We start from the raw sequence: 18111 nt of genomic DNA on the forward strand, positions 1-18111 counted from the left end.
ATCTATCACCAAATCAATGCTCACGGAATAAGAAGATAGAACACCCTAACTGGGGAAGGAGAAAGCGTTTGGTTTTCAGGAAAACCGTATTTTGTTATGAAATCACTGGAAAACCCGTTAATATAAATGGAAACTTCAAGGATAAAGCCATGCCACTGCGTAAATCTGAAATACATATGCACTCGATCTTTTCAGATGGTGAGTTTTCTCCTTCAGATTTGGTACAGATTGCTGAAAAAAATAATGTATCGATCTTGTCTCTCACCGATCATGATACTTTTGATGGTATTCCAGAATTTATTCAATCTGCAGATTCTACGGGTATCACGGCGTTTCCCGGAATTGAAATCACTGTAAAATTCCACGATTTTAATATACATCTTCTTGCCTATTTCAAGGATTATGAATCCATAAAACCTGAACTCAGGGGCCGTGTAAAAAGAATGACGGAAACCAGGGAAACACGCATGCGACAGTTGATTGAGAATGTGAACGCAGTCATTCCTGCTAAGTTTCGTGGGACCATTGAATTTGAGAATGTAAAAAGAGCTGCTGAAGGTGTCCTGGCACGGCCGCATCTTGCGCGTGAGATGGTGCGACTCGGTATTGTGTCCAATACGGGTCAGGCATTTGAAAGATACCTGGTGAAATATAATGTCGAACGGGAAAACCTGGATGCTCATGCCGCCATCACTCTGGTCCGGGAGAGCAAGGGAGTTCCTGTGTTAGCTCATCCTGGCGAGCGTTCCTACTCTCTGATCTGCCCTGAAAAAGGAAGGCAACCTGAAAACGCACCTGTATTATTAGAGGAATTGAAAGGTATGGGTCTATTGGGTCTTGAATGCCATTATCCCTATCATGAGAGAATGGGGACGGTGAATTATTTCATCGACCTGGCAAATAGTTTTAATTTAGTCATTACAGGTAGCCGAGATTTTCACGGATTTAACTCGCACCAGAATGTCGACATCTTCGGAACCACCAAAATGGAACCCATTTTCTTCGAACAATTCCAGGAAATTTGGGCATCTTGAAACTTCCCTACTGCAACTGAAAACTCACAAGAATTCCACCCATAACATCATCAAGCACAAAGTCTTTTTTCGGACTTTTTGGGTGACCATTGTGGCATTCAACGCATCCACGTGTTACGGCTATATCTGGATATATTGCTCTGAAAAAAGATTTCCTTCCCACCTTGGATCGCTTTATATTCGGGCGAATCGGGTGTACTTCAACACTTTCAAGTCCGTTTTGTTCAAACTCATTGGCAGGTCTGTTCTGTGGATTAATAGGATAAAGACTGATCAAACGATAATTCAGTCCTAATCGTTTTGATTTGATCGCACTGTTTAACAGAAACTGCGCGGGAAGCATCAGGGCCGTTTCATTTTCCCATTTTTCCTTGGAGTGAAGAACGCCCTGTTCCTCCAAACGATTTACAACATGCTGGGCATAAACGGTACGGTCCGACTCCCGCACTAAATGAACATAGTCCGCCACCACTTCCGGAGTCAGCATGAATTTTTCATCAACATTTTTTCTGTCCGCCTTCCCAAAGGCAGATCAATGATAATCCCTCCCATGATATCACCAACTTTAAAATCATTTTTTGGACTGTTCGGGTGATTATTATGGCAGGTGACACAGGTTTCCGATACGGCGATATCAGGATAAATAGCTTCAAAATACCAACGACCCTCACGTGGTACGACCCAGGTGAAGGGTTTATCTGTATTCTTCAAAACTTCCTCAAGCCGCAGTTTTTCGTTTTGTGACCGGGGTGAATTATTTTTATTGAGCGGCCAAAGGCTCATTAACCTGTACTTTATTCCAATTCCTCGTGAGTTGGAAATTTTGGATGACATCGAAAGGAATTGGGCAGGTAGAGGTAAGGTGTGCTGCTGTTCCCAGTTTTCAGAAGCGGCGACTGAGTTTTTCAGGTGTTCAACCACTTTTTCAGAATAAGTGGTTCTCCCGGCTTCGACCACTGCATGGATGAAGTCTGCGGCTAATCCGGCAGGGATTCCTTTTTCAAGACTTTGGGCTGAATAGGGGATAAATAGAAAGATCAGGGCAACATAGAACGCGAAAGATTTCATGGGCCTACCTCCCGAAAAGTTGCATTGCGGTTAATATAGGCCCCAAAAAACTAATTCTCAATGTTGGTTTAGAGCAAATTGGGGTAGTCGAAGAATATGGAATCTGTATGTTTTTATAGAACTTTTTTCTTTATTTAATCACTCACACACTCAAGAAAACTATTTTTTTGCCGAAAAAGAAAATGCACTGAAACTTCCTTAAGAACAATCGGCTTCACTACTACATCAGGTGGTTTTTAATACGATAAAATATTTGTTGGATGAGGTATAAAGTTGTTGTTTTTTAAAAGTTTAAACTTTTTCTTACCCAAAGTCTGTTTGTATTTATTATGCGCAATAGTTTTGGTCTCGTATGATGTCAATGCCCTTGAGGTTGATACTGCCGTACCACTGCCTGATAAAATATTTCTCTCGGTTGAGAATGCCCCGGATATTAAGCCTCGAAAAAGTCCTTTTATAGTTCGTTCCCGTCTAGTGACTATAGACTTCGGGCTTATAAAAAATCCGGAGGAAGACTTTGAGGCCGAACCAGATGGTGAAATTAAGTTAATTCTTAATGCTTTCCAAGGCCTGGAGTTTACGGCCATAATTAAAAGAATAGAAAAAAACCGGTCTGGAAGCTACTCATGGTACGGAGAGTTAAAGGACAATCCTTTGAGCCGAGTGGTTTTGGTTGTGAGTGATAATAAGGTTTTTGGAAACATATCAAAAACCGGTTTTTCTTATCAGGTACGTCACATCAGTGATGGAGTGCATGCTGTTTACGAAATTGATCCCACCAAGTTTCCGCCCGCTAGTGAACCAATTACTCCTGATATAAAATCAAATTCTATACCCTTAAATAGGCCACTCGGAAATTCGAAGGCTCATGTGAAGCCACATATCTCTGGTGGATATAGCGATCTGGCAGGTGGTGATGCTTTTATCTCTCAGGATTCATTTTCACAAATTGAGACCAACAGTGATGCTATGCTATCAACAGGCGTGCTGACGGTGCCCGATTCTCTGAGTCCATCAAATAGTTTAAGTTCTTCAGACCCTGCAACTCAGGCTGACGATGGAAGCGTTATCGAAGTTTTAGTCGTTTATACAGAAGAAGCACGAATTGCTGAAGGAGGCGTCAGCGCAATAGAGAGCTTAATAGACTTAGCAGAATCTGAAACCAATGCTGCTTATTCAAACAGTGGTGTGGAGCATACAATCAGCGTCGTTGCCAAAAAAGAGATTGATTTTTCAGAAAATGACTTTAGCTTTAGTGGAACTCTTAGCTCAGCACAAAGTGGAGCAATTTCAGGGCTTCATGCTTTAAGAGATGATAATGGAGCAGATCTGGTTGCTGTGCTCGTAAAAGGTGATAATAGCTTGTGTGGCTTGGCATATTTAATGACCACGGTTTCTTCATCTTTTGAGGCTTTTGGATATTCGGTTACACAAACTAATTGTGCTACTGGTAATTACACTTTTGGACATGAGATAGGGCACAATATGGCGGCACGTCATGATCGTGCTAACGACAATACTGATGGACAGCCATTTGATTATAACCATGGGTATGTTGACACCACAAATAATTTTAAAACCATAATGGGGACAGGGGCTAATACTCGAATTCAGTTTTTTTCCAACCCAAACGTGCTGTTTGGAGGTGCTGTCACAGGAGTTCCGGAAGGGAATGCGCTTGCGGCAGATAATCGCCTGACATTTCAAAATACAGCATTCACGGTTGCTAACTTCAGGCAGTCTGTCAGCTCAACCACTCCTGCTTTTGATACTATCGTTAAATTCCCAAATTCCCAGAGAGTGGTATCCCCTTATTGGCAATCGGACTCTGAATCTTATACTTTCATTGCTGTTACCCATACATCACTTTCAGGCATGGCATCTCAGATTGGTGTTGTTGTTCGGGCGATAAAAAATAATGGGGCTTTATTTGGTTCTGCTCAGTCCTTTACTGTTGAGAGAGATGCTACGGAAAGAGTATTTATTGTTAGGTCCGGACATTCTTCAGTTAACAGCACATTGATTCCAGATGCCAAACTAATTACAAGTAACTCTTCCTTTCAGCATGGATTCTTACATATTAATCCTGTAGCCAGCAATCCCGAAAACACTGTGGATAATGCATACCAAGATATAACGATGTTAAGTTTTTGGGGAACAGTTGTTACGGAAAGCAATACAGCTGGTTTTGCTATGGAGTTTATTGGAGATATGACAGACTCTCAGGCAACATCAATCCTTGATAATAATGCCCAGGTTGTGGGGCCTGCCGCTCCTTAACCATACAGAAGTTCTTCAATTTCATTTTTTGAAATGAATGACTACGCAGGCCTGCCTTTCCAGCGTTTGACATCACGCATGAACTTTTGCCTATCCATATCGTTGTCCCAGGGGAAGATATCCATGAGGGGTTCCAGGGCATAGTTCGATTTGTCTTCAGGCGGGAGCTCGAACCGACCATCTGTGATTCGATAAATATTGTTGAAGGTGCGGTAATTACCGCATAGCGTCACATAATCCCAGGCGGTATTGCCTTCTATCAGGGCGCATAAATCCGATGTGGAAATACCTTCGTAGAGGTTGATTTTTCCTGTCTCGCCCTTATGCAGTTGTGGTTTTCCAGGTTGGCCAAAATCAATGGTCCAGGCTTGCGGTCCATTTTGCCCAAAAATTTCAAGCTGATAAACGATTTGCCAATGTTGCCAGCCACCCAGCAACTCACTTTTAAAAATCCGTTCTAGAAAACCGTTTTCAATGAAATTATCCACCACCTCAACTTCCCTTTTATATTCTTCAGGGTCGGTAGTTAGAGTTTTTATGGCAGGAACTTCAGAGTTTGGCTTGAAGATAACAAGATGGCTGTCGTCTTCTTTAACACGAACAAAACCGGAAGACTGCTCTTCTATGTGAATTTCATCCTTTGATATGTGCGCAACATCTCCTGGAAAAAATGGAGCGCGTGGAACTTCCGGGCAGAAAGCTTCAAGGTCACTCAGGAATTGATCCTGGGTTGTAGGAAAAGAATACTGGTTTAGGAAATTCAACTCATCTCGATACCTGAATGCGGCAGAGCCCGGTACGACAAACCTGGGAGAAAGTGCTTTCACAACATTCAGGAATGTGCAGTATTCATCAATAGGCAAAGTGATCGGTTTGTTATAAGAAAAATTTCCTTCTATCAATGGAACAAACCGGGAGTGAAAAAAATCTATCTGGCCGTATAGCTCGGTGATGTGCTGGATGATGTCCGGGTTTACGAGAGAATCCACCTGGTTCCAGATTGTCACCTCACCATCATTCACCAATAGACCATGTTCGGGAAAAGGGTCTTCAGCGGTGCTCAACTGGTTGCGTGAAGGAGTCGGGGTCAGGGTCACATCCTTGACCTGGATGGGTTCAAAATCGGCAACCACTTTTATATTTTTAAACTCCAGTTCATGGAGAATATCGAGCAGAAGATTGTCCTGCGGTGCGAGGACAAGGGTGTCCGGTGTGAGGAGCCGTTCATTTTGAACCAGATATGCCAGGGTGCGCACATCAAAATGATCCTGATGCCTGTGAGAAATATTGAGGACATCAAGCGGTGGAACTTTATCTTTTTCAAGGACAATGCTGGGACAAAGTGTGTTGATTTCCTCCCAGAGATAATCGAACCAGACCGGGTCGGTCAGTATATTCGTTTCCTTCGATTGTATGAACAGGCAGGCATGCCCGACCAGAGTCGTCTTGATCATATATAGCGGTCCCGTTTTTATTGAAGGACTGAGATTAACCGAATGGAAGCAGTATTTCAAGCCCTACTAGATGTGGAGCCACCAGCGTGACACTGTACTCAAATGCAATAGCTTCGTATGGCAGGCAAACGCTCTCTTGACTCAAGGGCATTACTATTTTTTCCCTTATGCGTGGGTTCAGCTTGATAGGGAAGAAAGCCGCTGTATGAGTGGTTGTTCTCAACAGATGCAAAGGTTTATTTTACCAGGACAGAAAACAATTGCTGACAACAAAACTCATTACTCGATTAGTCCAGCGTCACGCTGGCTAGCGGCTGAGAAATTTTTGCAGGGTTTTGTCGCGGATTTTTTTTACTTTTGATATGGGAATGTCAAGAATTTGCGCGATTTCCGCAAGTGTCAATTCTTCATGATAATGCAGGGCTATTATCAGTCGTTCCTGTTCATTGAGCATATCTATGGATTTGGCGATATCTGCTTTCCACTCTTCCCGTTCCTCGACGGTGAGATCTGTAACTTCAGCTTGGGTCATCGTTGCAGTTTCATTCATTGTGTTACCCCGTTTTAGTGTAATTTTTTCATGTTGGCTGTTGCTCTAGGTTTGACTTGCTTTGTTACAGAGACAAAACGTTTGTCTTTGCTATAAACATTCCAGCCAACCCGATTAGCGGTATCTCTAAACATGCGGGTTAAAAGCTCATCTATGGTCAAGTTTTTCATAACTCCTCCTTGTCTGAATTTTGACGCAATGACTTCTTTTCAGCTAATAAAGCAATACGCATGCCAAAACTCAAAGCCGGACCAAGTCCGAAGATTTTCAATAATTCCTGTTGTATGAACCCTATTGGTTATAAAGGGTTAGGGCGGTAGGTGTATTTGTGCCCCATAGGGTCACTGGATTGGGAAGGCGTTTTCTTTATTCCTTGGTATGTGGCCAGATAATCTAAAATTGTTTTTCTTAGATCAGGCTCCAGATCCCACAAGCCTTGTTTTTCCTGCATCCAGGTCAAAGTTTCGTCCCATTGTTTGCGGGCCATATGGTTTTGCAGGATGATGGCAGAAGAATGGCAGACGGTACAATTCTCGATAACCTGTTCCCGTCCTTTTCCGGGAGGTAGGCCCTGGGAATCTTCACCATTCGCGACAACAGGAAGGAGGGGGATGCAAAGAAGAAAGAGAGTCAATCCAAGTTTATCGGTAAAGAACCTGTTCAAGTTGTGAATGGTTCGTGGAACTAAAAACATTTTTATTTTCAGTTAAGTTACGTTTACGGCGATACGGTGCATGGCATTGTTCAGATATCCCTTAGGGTTCCATCCCGGGACCACCATGGGTTGCATTTCACCAGCACTGTCGGTTGCTCTTGCCCAGATTTCATAATAGCCTTTCCCGGGAAAATCAATCGCAGTGTTCCAATTTTGCCAGGCAAAACGATTGACGGGGGGGGCCAAAGACACTGCCAGCCAATTTGCTCCAAAATCTATAGAAACATGCATAGCTTTTACACTGCGATCTCCCGCCCAGGCATGCCCCCTTACCAGAAGAGATTTTTTTAAATTCCAGTTCAGACGTGATTTTGGAAATGTGATCAGAGATTTCACAGGCAATGATTCAATGATTTTCATATCTTCCTTGGGAACATGAGTTCCGGGAGATACCGGGTACCGGGGAACACGGTATGCATAACCCGTCATTTTAGGACCATCGTGCTCCCTGTCACGGACATATATTCGTTTCAGCCACTTTATGGAGGTCGATCCGGGCCAGCCCGGTGTGACCACGCGCAGGGGAAACCCGTGCAATGCGGGTAAAGGCTGACCGTTCATTTCCCAGACGATCAGTGTGTGTTCATCCATGGCCTTACTGATAGGAGTACCTCGGGATATGGGTATTTTATTGGGGTCACCACTTAAGTGAGGGTCGCCACCATAATACCCCGTATACACAGCGGAACTCTTCAGTCCTGCGGATTGGAGCACATCTTTCATTCTAACTCCTGTGTAGGTCGCGCAACCTATGGCACCGTATGTCCATTGATTGCCTTTTGCGGGTGGAGTGTAGCCCGCTCTTCCGTTACCTCCGCACTCAATTTGCAAGGCATAGGTATATTGTTTGAATCGTTTTAATTGTTCCAGTGTCAGGGCCAGAGGATTGTGCACTTCTCCATCCACAGTAAGGGTCCACCCGGTTTTATCTATTTCGGGTACGAGTCCGTTGTTCCTGACGAAATGCCGGTCGTTGGGAGTTATCACATCATCCAATAAATGAGGAGGGGTCTCAGCATTTAAAGGTCTGTTATTCAAAACTCTCAATCCATTCTTTCCGGGTATCGTTAAGTCATCAAGAGGGTCAGCAAATGAGGATTGAAGAAAAGGCAAGGTTAAATCCGTTGTAACTGCCAGGGCCGAAAGCCCGCTTAACTTTAAAAACTCCCTGCGAGAAGAATTTGGTGTTTGACGATTTCCCATATTCTGAGATTGAACCTCATAAGAGAATTAATAGAGCTGTCTTTTAATTTTACCAACAATTCATATATTGGCAAAATAAACCCGGTTTTGGGAAATGATCTTATTAATAAATCACTTTATATTGTTTCAAATGGCGTAGAGAGTTTCGATTTTTTCTTTCACTGCGCCCTAAAGCCCGGTAGAATTCCTTAATTCTATAAACCAGGTTTTAAACCATGGGAGTGTAGTCTCTATGAAATATTTTTTTCAATTGGTTTTTTATACAGTTTTAAGTCTGGCAACGATAGCTCACGCTGAGGTTAAATCTCAAGAGATCGATTACAGTTATAAGGGTACACCATTAAAAGGCTATTTCGCTTATGACTCTTCTATTAAAGGAAAGCGTCCCGGAGTTTTAGTGGTTCACGAATGGTGGGGACATAATGACCATGCCCGGGAACGTGCTCGTATGCTTGCTAAAATTGGTTATACAGCATTGGCTGTCGATATGTATGGCGATGGAAAGTTAGCGGATCATCCCAAAAAGGCCGGGGAATTCATGAGCGCGGCTTTCAATGACTGGAATACTTCAAAAGCAAGATTTAACAAGGCCAAAGAAATTTTGCAATCTCATGAAACAGTGGATGCGGATCGTATTGGGGCAATCGGATTTTGTTTTGGAGGCGCGGTTTCTATTCGCATGGCTAGAGGCGGTGCTGACCTGGATGGAGTCGTTGCCTTTCACAGCGCATTGCCTTTGCAACCTGCGATCAAAAATATGAAAACTTCTATTCTGGTCATTAATGGTTCTCAGGATGCCTTCCTGAAACCTGAAACTTTAGGTTCATTTACCAGCCAGATGATGGCGGGCAATGCTGACTTTACCTATATGAGCCTGGCTGGCGTTAAACACAGCTATACCAACAAGCAGGCTGATGAATTCAGGAAAAAATTTAATATCCAAGCGCTGGAATACAACAGGCAAGCAGACGAAAGGGCCTGGTCAGCAATGCAGAAATTTTTCCGACGTGTATTTGGTCAATGAGTGAATTGCGGATAAATATTGAAGGCCAGTCGTTCACGCCTCATAGGATTTTTTGCATTGGGAAAAACTATGACAAGCATGTGAAGGAGCTTGGAGGGCAAGTTCCAGACGAGCCGGTGGTTTTTATGAAACCGGTATGGAGTATTGTGTCACCGGGAGAAACCCTGTTTTTGCCACAACATGGCAGCCTTTTGCATCATGAAGTGGAAGCGGTGCTTTTAATAGGTAAGGAGGGGCAAAATATCCCTGAGGCCGATGCGACTTCTTATATTGCAGGGGTTACTCTGGGTCTGGATTTAACCCTGCGTGATGTTCAGGGGAGATTGAAAAAATCAGGATTGCCCTGGGAACTTTCCAAAGCTTTTGAACAGAGTGCTCCTTTAGGTCATTTCAAGGCTTACAATTCAGATAGCATTGACCTGAAAGACTTAACCTTCAGCTGCTCGGTTAACGGGGAACTTCGTCAGCAAGGCAATACTCGTGAAATGCTTTTTCCTGTCAGCCAATTGATTCATGTCTTAAGCGGATGGTGGAAATTAAAACCGGGTGATATTGTTTTTACCGGAACCCCTGAGGGCGTTGGTCCGATAAAGGCTAAAGACAAGGTGGTTATTGAAAGTCCGACTACGGGTTCTTTCTCATGGGTCTTTGGCGGGTAATAAAGTTTGAGTCATGACTAGAGCAGATGGTTAGAAAGCATGCTCAGTTTGTGTTTTGGCAGTAAGAAGTCGTTGTTCAAATCGTTCAAAGATTTCAGAGTTTAAATTTCGTCAAATTATTCGCTATTTTGTCTTCCTCGTTATGACACGCTTCCTGGGAACACTATTCAAGAAACTTGCAAGCTTATAAAAGAGTAATGGTTTAAAGTTTTCTTTCCCTCACTGAGGTCTTTGCATTACCTCGTCATCTTTCTAAAGCTGCAAGATACTTCTCTTTGCCTTTCTCGCTATATGGTTAGAAAAGATTTTCCTGGCTGCCCTGACTGGGGGCAAGTTTATTAAAATGTTTGTAGGCCATGGGGGTGGCAACCCGGCCACGGGGTGTTCGCTGGATGAATCCCGTCTGGATGAGGTAAGGTTCCAGCACATCTTCGATGGTATCTTTCTCTTCACTTATTGATGCGGCAAGACTTTCTATTCCTACAGGACCTCCAGAATATTTTTCAATCATAGCCAGCAGAAGTTTGTGGTCCATTTTATCGAGTCCTTTTCCATCAACCTCCATCATCTCAAGGGCACCAGCAGCTACCTCACGGGTGATGATCCCATCGGCTTTCACCTGGGCGTAATCTCTTACACGTCTTAAGAGGCGGTTGGCGATTCTTGGTGTTCCGCGTGACCGGCGTGCGATTTCATTCGCACCTTCAGGGACTATCGCGATTTCAAGAATGCCGGCTGAACGGGTAAGAATAGTTTCCAGTTCTTTTTCATTGTAGTAGTCGAGTCGATGAACCACTCCAAAACGGTCGCGCAATGGAGAAGTGAGAAGTCCTGCTCTTGTTGTGGCTCCCACCAGGGTGAAAGGTGGCAATTCAAGTTTTATGGACCGGGCGCTTGGTCCCTGGCCAATCATGATATCGAGCTTGTAATCTTCCATCGCGGAATAGAGAATTTCTTCGATGACATTGGACAATCTGTGTATCTCATCAATAAACAGAACATCCCCTTTTTTCAAGTTAGTCAGAAGTGCCGCGAGATCGCCCGACTTTTCGATGACTGGACCCGAAGTGCTTTTGATATTCGTGTCCATTTCAGAGGCGATGATGTTAGCCAGTGTGGTTTTACCCAGCCCGGGTGGTCCGTAAAAAAGGACATGGTCGAGTGATTCATCTCTCATTTTTGCGGCGGAGATAAATATATCGAGGTTTTCTTTGATCTTTGCCTGACCGACATATTCTTCCAGCTTGCCAGGCCTGAGGCTGTTATCAAATTGAACCTCTTCATTATCCTGCCCGGAACTCATGAGTCTGTCTTCTTCCATTATTTTTCCCTGCTATAAAATATTTAAACTTTCTTTAATGAGCTCTTCAAGGCTGGCATCCTGTCCATTTTGGTTATAGATCGCTTTCAGGGCTTTTTCTGCTTCCGGTTTCTTATAACCTAGATTTAAAAGTGCCGACAGGGCATCGTCATAAAAACCTTCTTTAGGACTGGAGTCGGCTGTATGTTCCATTTCAAGTGCAAGATCTGCAAGTTTATCCTTCATTTCCAGAGTTAGCCGTTCCGCGGTTTTTTTGCCAACACCGGGGATAGTGCTCAGCCTTGCGGAATCGTTATTCATCACGGCGGACAATAAATCTTCAGGAGACATGCCGGACAAGATGCCCAGTGCCAGCCGTGGACCAACCTTGTTGATGGTGATGAGCTTCTGGAAAATTGTTTGTTCCTCTTCTGTCAGGAAGCCGAAGAGTTTGAGCTCGTCTTCCCGAACCCGGGTATGGATTTTAAGGGATACTGTTTGTCCCGTGCCGGGCAAGGCGTAATAGGTTGATAGGGGTGTGAACACCTGGTAACCAACTCCATTTACATCGACAATGGCGTATTCGGGAGATTTGTAAGTTAGTTGTCCTTTTAGGTGGGCAATCATGTTTTATTTATCTCTGGGCTTTTTTAATTTTTTGTTGAAGTCCGGCATGATGTATATGGCAGATGGCTACAGCAAGGGCATCGGATGCGTCAAAAGGTTCAGGCTTTTCTTTTAGACGTAGAAGGGTTGAGACCATATCGCACACCTGGTTTTTGTCCGCGCGCCCATAACCGACCACGGACTGTTTGATTTCCAGCGGGCTGTATTCAGCCAGTTCAATCCCGCAGTTGACAGCTGCGAGCAGGGTGATACCTCTTGTTTGTCCGAGTTTTATTACGGTTTTTACATTTGTTGCATAGAACAGGTCTTCCACCGCAACCACATCTGGCTGGAACTTTTCCATTGTTAAAACAAGTTCGTCATAAATGAGTTTGAGTCGTTGGGGGAACGAATGCTTGGATGAAGTGCGCACACTGCTCCAGTATACAGGTTGCAGGTTGTTTTTTATCTCTTCTATGATACCGAATCCAGTGCAGTTGCTACCTGGATCAATTCCCATGACGCGCATTGTTCAGCCTTGTTGAAGGGTTGAATATTTGGATGGGCTACCCGTGTAATTTTATGCCGGGTCTTTGAATTGAGGCCTTAACTGTTTTCTAAAATTGCGGCCATGACATCATCCGAGATGTCGAAATTTGAATAGGCTTTTTGGATGTCGTCGTGGTCTTCCAGAATATCCATAAGTTTAAGAAGGGCTTTGCCTTTTTTTTCATCAATGGAAACCGTGTTTTGCGGGATGCGGGTGATTTCTGCCGTTTCCATGGGCACGCCCGCATCTTCCAGGGCTTTACGCACTTCTTCAAAACTCTCAACAGCAGTTGTGATCTCGTATTGGTCGTCAACCGTCTTCAGGTCATCGGCACCGGCATCAATAGCGAGTTCCATCAGCTCATCTTCAGTTTTAGCCTCGGTTTTGACGGTGATGAGTCCCTTTTGTTCAAACATCCATCCGACACATCCGTTTTCTCCCAGGTTCCCACCTGCTTTGCTGAGAGCGGCGCGAATTTCACTGACAGTACGATTTTTGTTATCGGTCATGGCTTCCAGAAAGATGGCTGCTCCACCAGGGCCATAACCCTCATAAGTATGTTCTTCGTAATGTGTGCCTTCCAACTCGCCGGTGCCTTTTTTTATGGCGCGGGTGATATTATCGACAGGCATATTTTTGCTTTTGGCGATCAAGATAGCAGTCCGGAGTCTTGGGTTTCCATCTGGGTCTCCACCACCAATACGTGCGGCAACGGTGATTTCCTTAATCAGTTTTGTGAAAATTTTTCCACGTTTGGCGTCGGCGGCGCCCTTTTTATGTTTTATACTAGCCCACTTGGAATGACCGGACATATTTGTTCCTCAAATTTCAAAAAATATTAAACTGTGTGTAATTTAACATAATCTATGATCTTCTCTCAACTTCGTATGGCCTTATGACTGAGAAAACAGTGGAAATAAAAATTTCAGGCAAAACCATTCAAGCCAAAGCTGGAGAAACCCTGGTGCATGCCCTTTGGGCGGCGGGAATGGCAGAAAGCGTGAAGGTGGGGTGTGCGGGAGGGGTTTGTGGTGCCTGCACGGTTACTTTGCGCTATCCGGATGGAAGGCAGGGGGGAACTGAACTGGCTTGTATGAAACCGGTGGAAGATGGAATGGAGGTTTTCCCCTGTCCTGTTAGCGCAGATAATCCGGCCGAACCGGTGGTCCAGCCAGAGCTTGCTCATTTGCAGTCGGTGTTTCCTGCTCTTAGCCGTTGTACCAAATGTGGTAGCTGCACCACTGCCTGCCCCATGTCAATTCCGGTGATGGATTCAGTGTTGCGAATGCAGAAGGGTGAATTTCAAGCTGTAGCGGAAGACTTCACCACCTGTATCCATTGCGGACTATGCCGTTATGTATGTGAGGATAAAGTCAAGCCGCATAATATGGGACTTTGGATTCGTCGATCGCTGGGTATGAGCCGGGATGCAGCTATCAAAGAATCTGAGGATACTGCAGAGCAGGAATGGGAACACCTGCTCAATGAAGATCGCGAAGAGAGGCTTGAAAGGGCAATAAAGTTTCGACAATCCGGGAGGGTCGAACCGTGATGCAATGGGCAAAAGAGTCTCTGGATAAGCTTGAAAGCTCACGTCTAACCAGACTGAATCAATCGGCGCATTTACCAGACTCGGAAGAGGCGGATGCAATTCTCAGGAAATATCACCCCGACTACCTGGGGCATATAAGGCAGGTTAATGTTGGCCCCAATGCAGGAGACCAGAAATTTCCTTTAGAGCTTGCGCAATTGTTGGAGGGCAATAGCCCTATAGAAAAAGACTATAATCCCATCCCCGAAATTGAAACGGATGTTTTGATAATAGGTGGGGGAGGGGCCGGAGCGGCAGCGGCTCTCACCTTGCATGGAAAAGGGTTATCTGTTCATTTGGCAACAAAACTCAGGTTGGGTGACTCCAATACGGTGATGGCGGAAGGCGGAATCCAGTCTGCGATAGGCCCTGACGACTCGCCAAGGAGGCATTTTGCCGATGCGCTGGTAGGGGGGCATGGAGATAATGACCCGAACCTGTTGAGGATTCTCTGTGAACAGGGACCGGAGAGCATTCGCTGGCTCAGTCAGCTCGGTTGTCTGTTTGATCAAAATGAAGATGGAAGTTTTAGATTGCGAGGCGGTGGCGGGACTTCTGTGCCGCGTGTATTGGCTTGCAGGGATTACACGGGTCTGGAAATCATGCGAGTGCTGAAAGATGCTGTGCGTTTGACCGACACTCAATTGCTGGAAGAACATGTGGCCATGGAGTTGGTCGATGATGGAAACAGCCGGGTGACAGGTGCCATTTTATTTGACAGGAATGCTGGTAAAAAGATTTGTGTTTCGGCGCGTGCGGTGATTCTGGCTACCGGGGGAAGCGGGCAGATCCGATTGCAGGGGTTTCCCACCAGTAACCATATAGGGGCTACCGGTGATGGTCTTGTGCTCGCATACAGGCAGGGATGTCGACTGATTAACCTGGATAGTTATCAGTATCATCCTTCAGGAGCCTGTTATCCAGAAGCTCTGGCTGGACAATTGGTGACAGAAGCGATTCGGTCAATAGGTGCCCAGGTGGTCAATTCTGAAGGGGTGCATTTCATTAACGAGATGGCTTATCGTGATGTGTTGGCGGGGGCAATCATCAGGGAAATTGCAGATGGAAGAGGGATAAAAACTCCACATGGTAAGGAAGGCATCTGGCTTGATACTCCGATGATTGACTTGAAAAATGGTGAGGGGGCTTTAGCCCGTCAATTTCCCGGGCTGATCCACCGATTTGAGCGGTACGGCATTGATCCGGCAAAGCAGCCAATTCTAATTTATCCCACATTGCATTACCAGAATGGTGGCATTCGTGTGGATACGGAATGTAGAACCGATGTTGACGGACTATGGGCCAGTGGAGAAGTAACAGGAGGCTTGCATGGCAAAAACCGTCTTATGGGAAACTCGCTGCTGGATATTACCGTTTTTGGCAGGAGAGCCGCCCTATCAGTAATCGATAATCTTCCTGAACGAGGGACAGTGACTCTCACTAACCTGAAAAAGTTTCGTGCGGAACAGGAAAAGACAGGAAGCGAAACGGTATCTCCAAAGTTTTTTCCAGACGCCTCAGGGATGAAACTGGAAGTGAAGAAATCAGAAGAGAACGCAAAATCAGATACTAAATCTGCTGGTTTTGAACCTCGTAACCCTTTTAACTTTTAATTATTTTTTTGATGGATTTCATCTTTTCTACTGACGGGTTAAAAGTTCTAGCCTTCCTGGCAGTGGTTGCTCTCATATTTTTTATCCAGAAAAGAAAACAACACAAATTGGCGGGTGACCCGAAGATTGTAATGGGTCAACTGGAACGCTTGGGTCCTGATTATTTTGTTTTGTCAAATGTCGTTGTGTCTGCTGAATTGGGTATGAATGATGTGAGTCATGTGGTGGTTTCGAATTATGGTGTGTTTGTTCTGACAGTTAAAACAGAAGCGGGGAAGGTGTTTGGCCGTGAAAAAGATAGAGAGTGGCACTTAAAACCATCTAAGGATATTCTGTACAATCCACTTTGGGAAAACCGCAAACACGTAAATGCTCTGGAGCAGATAATAGGGCCCGTATGGTTTGTGCCTGTTGTGGTTTTTACTCGGGCGGTGTTAAAGGGTGACTTTGGAGCCAGTGTTATCCAACTAAATGACTTGATCCCTTTTATTGAGCAAAATAAAACATCCCGTTTGTCCGCTGACAAACGGGATGAAGTGATACGTAAACTACAACAGCTTTCAGCCAATTAGGCTGTCACATCGGTGTTGCCGTCAACGACAAGAATAGTTTGTTGAGAATTATTTCCTATCATTCTTTACTTTCTTCGGATGCTGACTGCATTTCATTTTTCAGTTTTGAAAAGACAGAGCAGGCTCCGGAAAAGTCAAACTGGTTTAAATGTTTTTTCACTGGGTCGAGAAACTCCCTAATGGCCGAAATTCTGGGAAAATGACCGATACGTCTTCCAACACTTTTTCCAGTTTGAATTCGATTTGCACAATATCTATTTTCCCGGCTTCAATTTTTGATACATCAAGGATGTCATTGATGATGGTCAGCAGGTTTTTTGACGAGGAATTTATTTTTTGCAGATAGTCATTTTGGACCGGGGTCAGTTCAGTGCTCATGACAAGTTGGGTGAGTCCCAGGGTGCCATTCATTGGAGAACAACATCTTTTTAAAAGATGAGAATTTTTATCTTTTTCTTCAACCATGAGATAACCCGATAACTCTTCAAGGTGGTCAAACTTAATAATTAGAAGTTGGGCAATTTTTGTGCCAGCAAAAAATAATATTTTCCTCTATGTAAAATAAAGAGTTATGGCGTTTATATGGATGTCTTGTTCTGGTTTTGTAAAGCGATGTTTACAGTTTATGTGTTTGAATGTATATTTTTTAAGGCGGGGTTTTGGAACGTTAACTGGATAGATATTTTTCTATATATGGAATAAATACATTAAAATAACAGTCTTTCTTAGAATTTGAATTTGAACAGGAGTAAAGATGAAACGGCTAGTGGTTTTGGCGATTTGTTTTTGGGGTGCTTTTTTTATGTTGGCAGGATCATCTTTTGCGGTATCAAAAGAATACTTGTTTCCTTCGCCTAGTTATAAGCCGCCTTGTGACACTTCTAAACGGACAATTTGTACTATTGAAATCTGGTTAGGTCATAAACATAAAAAAAAGAAAAAAGAGATTCGAAAATTTCTAAAATCCAACTCCCTTAAAGTATTGGGGCATACGGTCCAGTTTTGGAGGCGTGGTAATGGGCATCCCCCTACTAATATTGCCATTGGCAGCGCTGTCAGTGCTGAAGATGCACGTTTCGTGATTGATTTTGCGCTTAAGTATAACGACCGGGTGGATGGCTTGATTTTGCGTCCGCTCAATCCGCCTAATTATGCGGCGGTTGCTACTTCAGCATGGGACGAATTGTCCGAAGTTGCTATTACCCCTGAGGAGCTGGAAAAATTACGTGATCCCAAATTGACTACAGAAGAGTTTCACTCTCTTTATTATGAGCTCACCAACGAAGCAGGTGTTCAGCAAAAATTCTATTAGTCCGTAGGTGGGTTAGGTAACAATAAAAGGGTGCCTGTATGGCGGCAGGTTAGTTATGGCGTTATGCTGGCAATTTTCAGATTTTGCCTCCCCACTGGAAAAGAATGTTTACTTGACCCACGGCAACTTTTTCCTTGTCAGAGAGGGTTGTGCGATTTACCGCATGCTTTTACGCCAAAGTTTGACAAATGGGGTGGGATTTGATAGAAGCTAAACCTTTGAATTATAAAAAAATCTACTTTTCTGGGAAGATATCATGCTCGATTTAGCATTTGCTATGGCACCGCCACCAGAGGGTGGTGAACCTGGTGGAGGAAGTTTGCTTGCATTGCTTCCGCCAATGATCATGATGTTCATGATCTTTTACTTTGTTCTTATTCGTCCGCAGCAGAAAAAACAACAGGAAGCGCGCAAAATGGTTGATGAGCTGAAAGAGGGCGATTCTGTTGTAACATTAAGTGGTATTCATGGAACCATTAAAAAACTTAAGGAAGATACGGTTATGCTGCAAATTGCAGACAATGTTCGAGTCAAAATAAACCGCTCTTCCATTGGTTCGAAGAAAGATTAAGTTGATGCA

Annotated in this window: 20 protein-coding genes; 9 read left to right on the forward strand and 11 right to left on the reverse strand. The window is 44.1% G+C overall.

Translation table 11 applies throughout. The features are described from left to right. The first annotated feature begins 155 nt into the window (after positions 1-155). The gene (locus F3741_09375; protein MZG30994.1) at positions 156-1034 is read left to right on the forward strand and encodes a PHP domain-containing protein; all 879 of its coding nucleotides are present in this window, start codon (positions 156-158) and stop codon (positions 1032-1034) included. Between the two features lie 7 nt (positions 1035-1041). Here the strand turns inward: F3741_09375 and F3741_09380 are convergent, their stop codons facing one another. Together F3741_09380 and F3741_09385 are read right to left on the reverse strand one after the other, a co-directional pair. Then, on the reverse strand, positions 1042-1521 hold the full coding sequence (locus F3741_09380; protein ID MZG30995.1) for a DUF3365 domain-containing protein: 480 nt from the start codon (positions 1519-1521) through the stop codon (positions 1042-1044). Further along, positions 1515-2102, reverse strand: coding sequence for a DUF3365 domain-containing protein (locus F3741_09385; protein ID MZG30996.1), 588 nt, complete (start codon positions 2100-2102; stop codon positions 1515-1517). The genes F3741_09380 and F3741_09385 overlap by 7 nt, the downstream gene beginning before the upstream one ends. Before the next feature lie 273 nt (positions 2103-2375). On the opposite strand from F3741_09385, the gene F3741_09390 reads away from it, so the two are divergent. Then, on the forward strand, positions 2376-4382 hold the full coding sequence (locus tag F3741_09390) for a hypothetical protein (protein ID MZG30997.1): 2007 nt from the start codon (positions 2376-2378) through the stop codon (positions 4380-4382). Positions 4383-4423: 41 nt separating this feature from the next. Here F3741_09390 and F3741_09395 read toward each other — a convergent pair whose 3' ends face one another. From F3741_09395 to F3741_09410, 4 genes are all read right to left on the reverse strand, one after another. Next, entirely contained in the window at positions 4424-5836 is a 1413-nt protein-coding gene (locus F3741_09395; protein MZG30998.1) for an MBL fold metallo-hydrolase, read from the reverse strand. Between the two features lie 307 nt (positions 5837-6143). Further along, positions 6144-6386, reverse strand: a complete 243-nt coding sequence (locus F3741_09400; GenBank protein ID MZG30999.1) for a sigma-70 family RNA polymerase sigma factor — start codon at positions 6384-6386, stop codon at positions 6144-6146. Between the two features lie 298 nt (positions 6387-6684). Further along, on the reverse strand, positions 6685-7080 hold the full coding sequence (locus F3741_09405; protein ID MZG31000.1) for a hypothetical protein: 396 nt from the start codon (positions 7078-7080) through the stop codon (positions 6685-6687). A gap of 12 nt (positions 7081-7092) precedes the next feature. Then, complete coding sequence (locus F3741_09410) at positions 7093-8304, reverse strand: sulfite oxidase (GenBank protein MZG31001.1); 1212 nt, start codon at positions 8302-8304, stop codon at positions 7093-7095. A 232-nt stretch (positions 8305-8536) separates the two neighbouring features. Here F3741_09410 and F3741_09415 point away from each other — a divergent pair, with 232 nt between their 5' ends. Together F3741_09415 and F3741_09420 are read left to right on the forward strand one after the other, a co-directional pair. Next, complete coding sequence (locus tag F3741_09415; protein ID MZG31002.1) at positions 8537-9328, forward strand: dienelactone hydrolase family protein; 792 nt, start codon at positions 8537-8539, stop codon at positions 9326-9328. Further along, complete coding sequence (locus F3741_09420) at positions 9325-9987, forward strand: fumarylacetoacetate hydrolase family protein (GenBank protein MZG31003.1); 663 nt, start codon at positions 9325-9327, stop codon at positions 9985-9987. The genes F3741_09415 and F3741_09420 overlap by 4 nt, the downstream gene beginning before the upstream one ends. Positions 9988-10282: 295 nt before the next feature. On the opposite strand, the gene ruvB is transcribed toward F3741_09420, so the two are convergent. The 4 genes from ruvB to F3741_09440 all read right to left on the reverse strand — a co-directional run bounded on the left by ruvB (position 10283) and on the right by F3741_09440 (position 13255). After that, the gene (ruvB, locus tag F3741_09425; GenBank protein MZG31004.1) at positions 10283-11290 is read right to left on the reverse strand and encodes a Holliday junction branch migration DNA helicase RuvB; all 1008 of its coding nucleotides are present in this window, start codon (positions 11288-11290) and stop codon (positions 10283-10285) included. Between the two features lie 30 nt (positions 11291-11320). After that, positions 11321-11914, reverse strand: a complete 594-nt coding sequence (gene ruvA / locus F3741_09430) for a Holliday junction branch migration protein RuvA (protein ID MZG31005.1) — start codon at positions 11912-11914, stop codon at positions 11321-11323. Between the two features lie 7 nt (positions 11915-11921). Beyond that, on the reverse strand, positions 11922-12413 hold the full coding sequence (ruvC, locus tag F3741_09435; GenBank protein ID MZG31006.1) for a crossover junction endodeoxyribonuclease RuvC: 492 nt from the start codon (positions 12411-12413) through the stop codon (positions 11922-11924). A gap of 86 nt (positions 12414-12499) precedes the next feature. Then, a complete protein-coding gene (locus F3741_09440; protein MZG31007.1) occupies positions 12500-13255 on the reverse strand; it encodes a YebC/PmpR family DNA-binding transcriptional regulator in 756 nt (251 codons plus the stop codon). 83 nt (positions 13256-13338) lie between these two features. Between F3741_09440 and F3741_09445 the strand changes: the two genes are divergently transcribed. Genes F3741_09445 through F3741_09455 form a run of 3 tightly spaced genes read left to right on the forward strand, consistent with a single transcriptional unit; the run spans position 13339 to position 16219 of the window. Further along, entirely contained in the window at positions 13339-13995 is a 657-nt protein-coding gene (locus F3741_09445; protein MZG31008.1) for a 4Fe-4S dicluster domain-containing protein, read from the forward strand. After that, a complete protein-coding gene (locus tag F3741_09450) occupies positions 13995-15647 on the forward strand; it encodes an FAD-binding protein (protein MZG31009.1) in 1653 nt (550 codons plus the stop codon). The genes F3741_09445 and F3741_09450 overlap by 1 nt, the downstream gene beginning before the upstream one ends. 11 nt (positions 15648-15658) lie before the next feature. Continuing rightward, a complete protein-coding gene (locus F3741_09455) occupies positions 15659-16219 on the forward strand; it encodes an NERD domain-containing protein (protein MZG31010.1) in 561 nt (186 codons plus the stop codon). A 156-nt stretch (positions 16220-16375) separates the two neighbouring features. Here F3741_09455 and F3741_09460 read toward each other — a convergent pair whose 3' ends face one another. Next, complete coding sequence (locus F3741_09460; protein MZG31011.1) at positions 16376-16684, reverse strand: hypothetical protein; 309 nt, start codon at positions 16682-16684, stop codon at positions 16376-16378. Between the two features lie 289 nt (positions 16685-16973). On the opposite strand from F3741_09460, the gene F3741_09465 reads away from it, so the two are divergent. Further along, positions 16974-17531, forward strand: coding sequence for a hypothetical protein (locus tag F3741_09465; GenBank protein MZG31012.1), 558 nt, complete (start codon positions 16974-16976; stop codon positions 17529-17531). 256 nt (positions 17532-17787) lie between these two features. Further along, a complete protein-coding gene (yajC, locus tag F3741_09470; GenBank protein MZG31013.1) occupies positions 17788-18102 on the forward strand; it encodes a preprotein translocase subunit YajC in 315 nt (104 codons plus the stop codon). Positions 18103-18111: the final 9 nt, after the last annotated feature.

This window comes from Nitrospinota bacterium, assembly GCA_009873635.1.
Classification (GTDB): domain Bacteria; phylum Nitrospinota; class Nitrospinia; order Nitrospinales; family VA-1; genus LS-NOB.

What these genes read in the sequence shown, in the direction of transcription:
- F3741_09380 (MZG30995.1), bottom strand. Translation starts at nt 1,521, where the DNA reads ATGCTGACTCCGGAAGTGGTGGCGGACTATGTTCATTTAGTGCGGGAG.
- F3741_09385 (MZG30996.1), bottom strand. Translation starts at nt 2,102, where the DNA reads ATGAAATCTTTCGCGTTCTATGTTGCCCTGATCTTTCTATTTATCCCC.
- F3741_09395 (MZG30998.1), bottom strand. Translation starts at nt 5,836, where the DNA reads ATGATCAAGACGACTCTGGTCGGGCATGCCTGCCTGTTCATACAATCG.
- F3741_09400 (MZG30999.1), bottom strand. Translation starts at nt 6,386, where the DNA reads ATGAATGAAACTGCAACGATGACCCAAGCTGAAGTTACAGATCTCACC.
- F3741_09405 (MZG31000.1), bottom strand. Translation starts at nt 7,080, where the DNA reads ATGTTTTTAGTTCCACGAACCATTCACAACTTGAACAGGTTCTTTACC.
- F3741_09410 (MZG31001.1), bottom strand. Translation starts at nt 8,304, where the DNA reads ATGGGAAATCGTCAAACACCAAATTCTTCTCGCAGGGAGTTTTTAAAG.
- F3741_09415 (MZG31002.1), top strand. Translation starts at nt 8,537, where the DNA reads ATGAAATATTTTTTTCAATTGGTTTTTTATACAGTTTTAAGTCTGGCA.
- F3741_09420 (MZG31003.1), top strand. Translation starts at nt 9,325, where the DNA reads ATGAGTGAATTGCGGATAAATATTGAAGGCCAGTCGTTCACGCCTCAT.
- ruvB (MZG31004.1), bottom strand. Translation starts at nt 11,290, where the DNA reads ATGAGTTCCGGGCAGGATAATGAAGAGGTTCAATTTGATAACAGCCTC.
- ruvA (MZG31005.1), bottom strand. Translation starts at nt 11,914, where the DNA reads ATGATTGCCCACCTAAAAGGACAACTAACTTACAAATCTCCCGAATAC.
- ruvC (MZG31006.1), bottom strand. Translation starts at nt 12,413, where the DNA reads ATGGGAATTGATCCAGGTAGCAACTGCACTGGATTCGGTATCATAGAA.
- F3741_09440 (MZG31007.1), bottom strand. Translation starts at nt 13,255, where the DNA reads ATGTCCGGTCATTCCAAGTGGGCTAGTATAAAACATAAAAAGGGCGCC.
- F3741_09445 (MZG31008.1), top strand. Translation starts at nt 13,339, where the DNA reads ATGACTGAGAAAACAGTGGAAATAAAAATTTCAGGCAAAACCATTCAA.
- F3741_09450 (MZG31009.1), top strand. Translation starts at nt 13,995, where the DNA reads ATGCAATGGGCAAAAGAGTCTCTGGATAAGCTTGAAAGCTCACGTCTA.
- F3741_09455 (MZG31010.1), top strand. Translation starts at nt 15,659, where the DNA reads ATGGATTTCATCTTTTCTACTGACGGGTTAAAAGTTCTAGCCTTCCTG.
- F3741_09460 (MZG31011.1), bottom strand. Translation starts at nt 16,684, where the DNA reads ATGGTTGAAGAAAAAGATAAAAATTCTCATCTTTTAAAAAGATGTTGT.
- F3741_09465 (MZG31012.1), top strand. Translation starts at nt 16,974, where the DNA reads ATGAAACGGCTAGTGGTTTTGGCGATTTGTTTTTGGGGTGCTTTTTTT.
- yajC (MZG31013.1), top strand. Translation starts at nt 17,788, where the DNA reads ATGCTCGATTTAGCATTTGCTATGGCACCGCCACCAGAGGGTGGTGAA.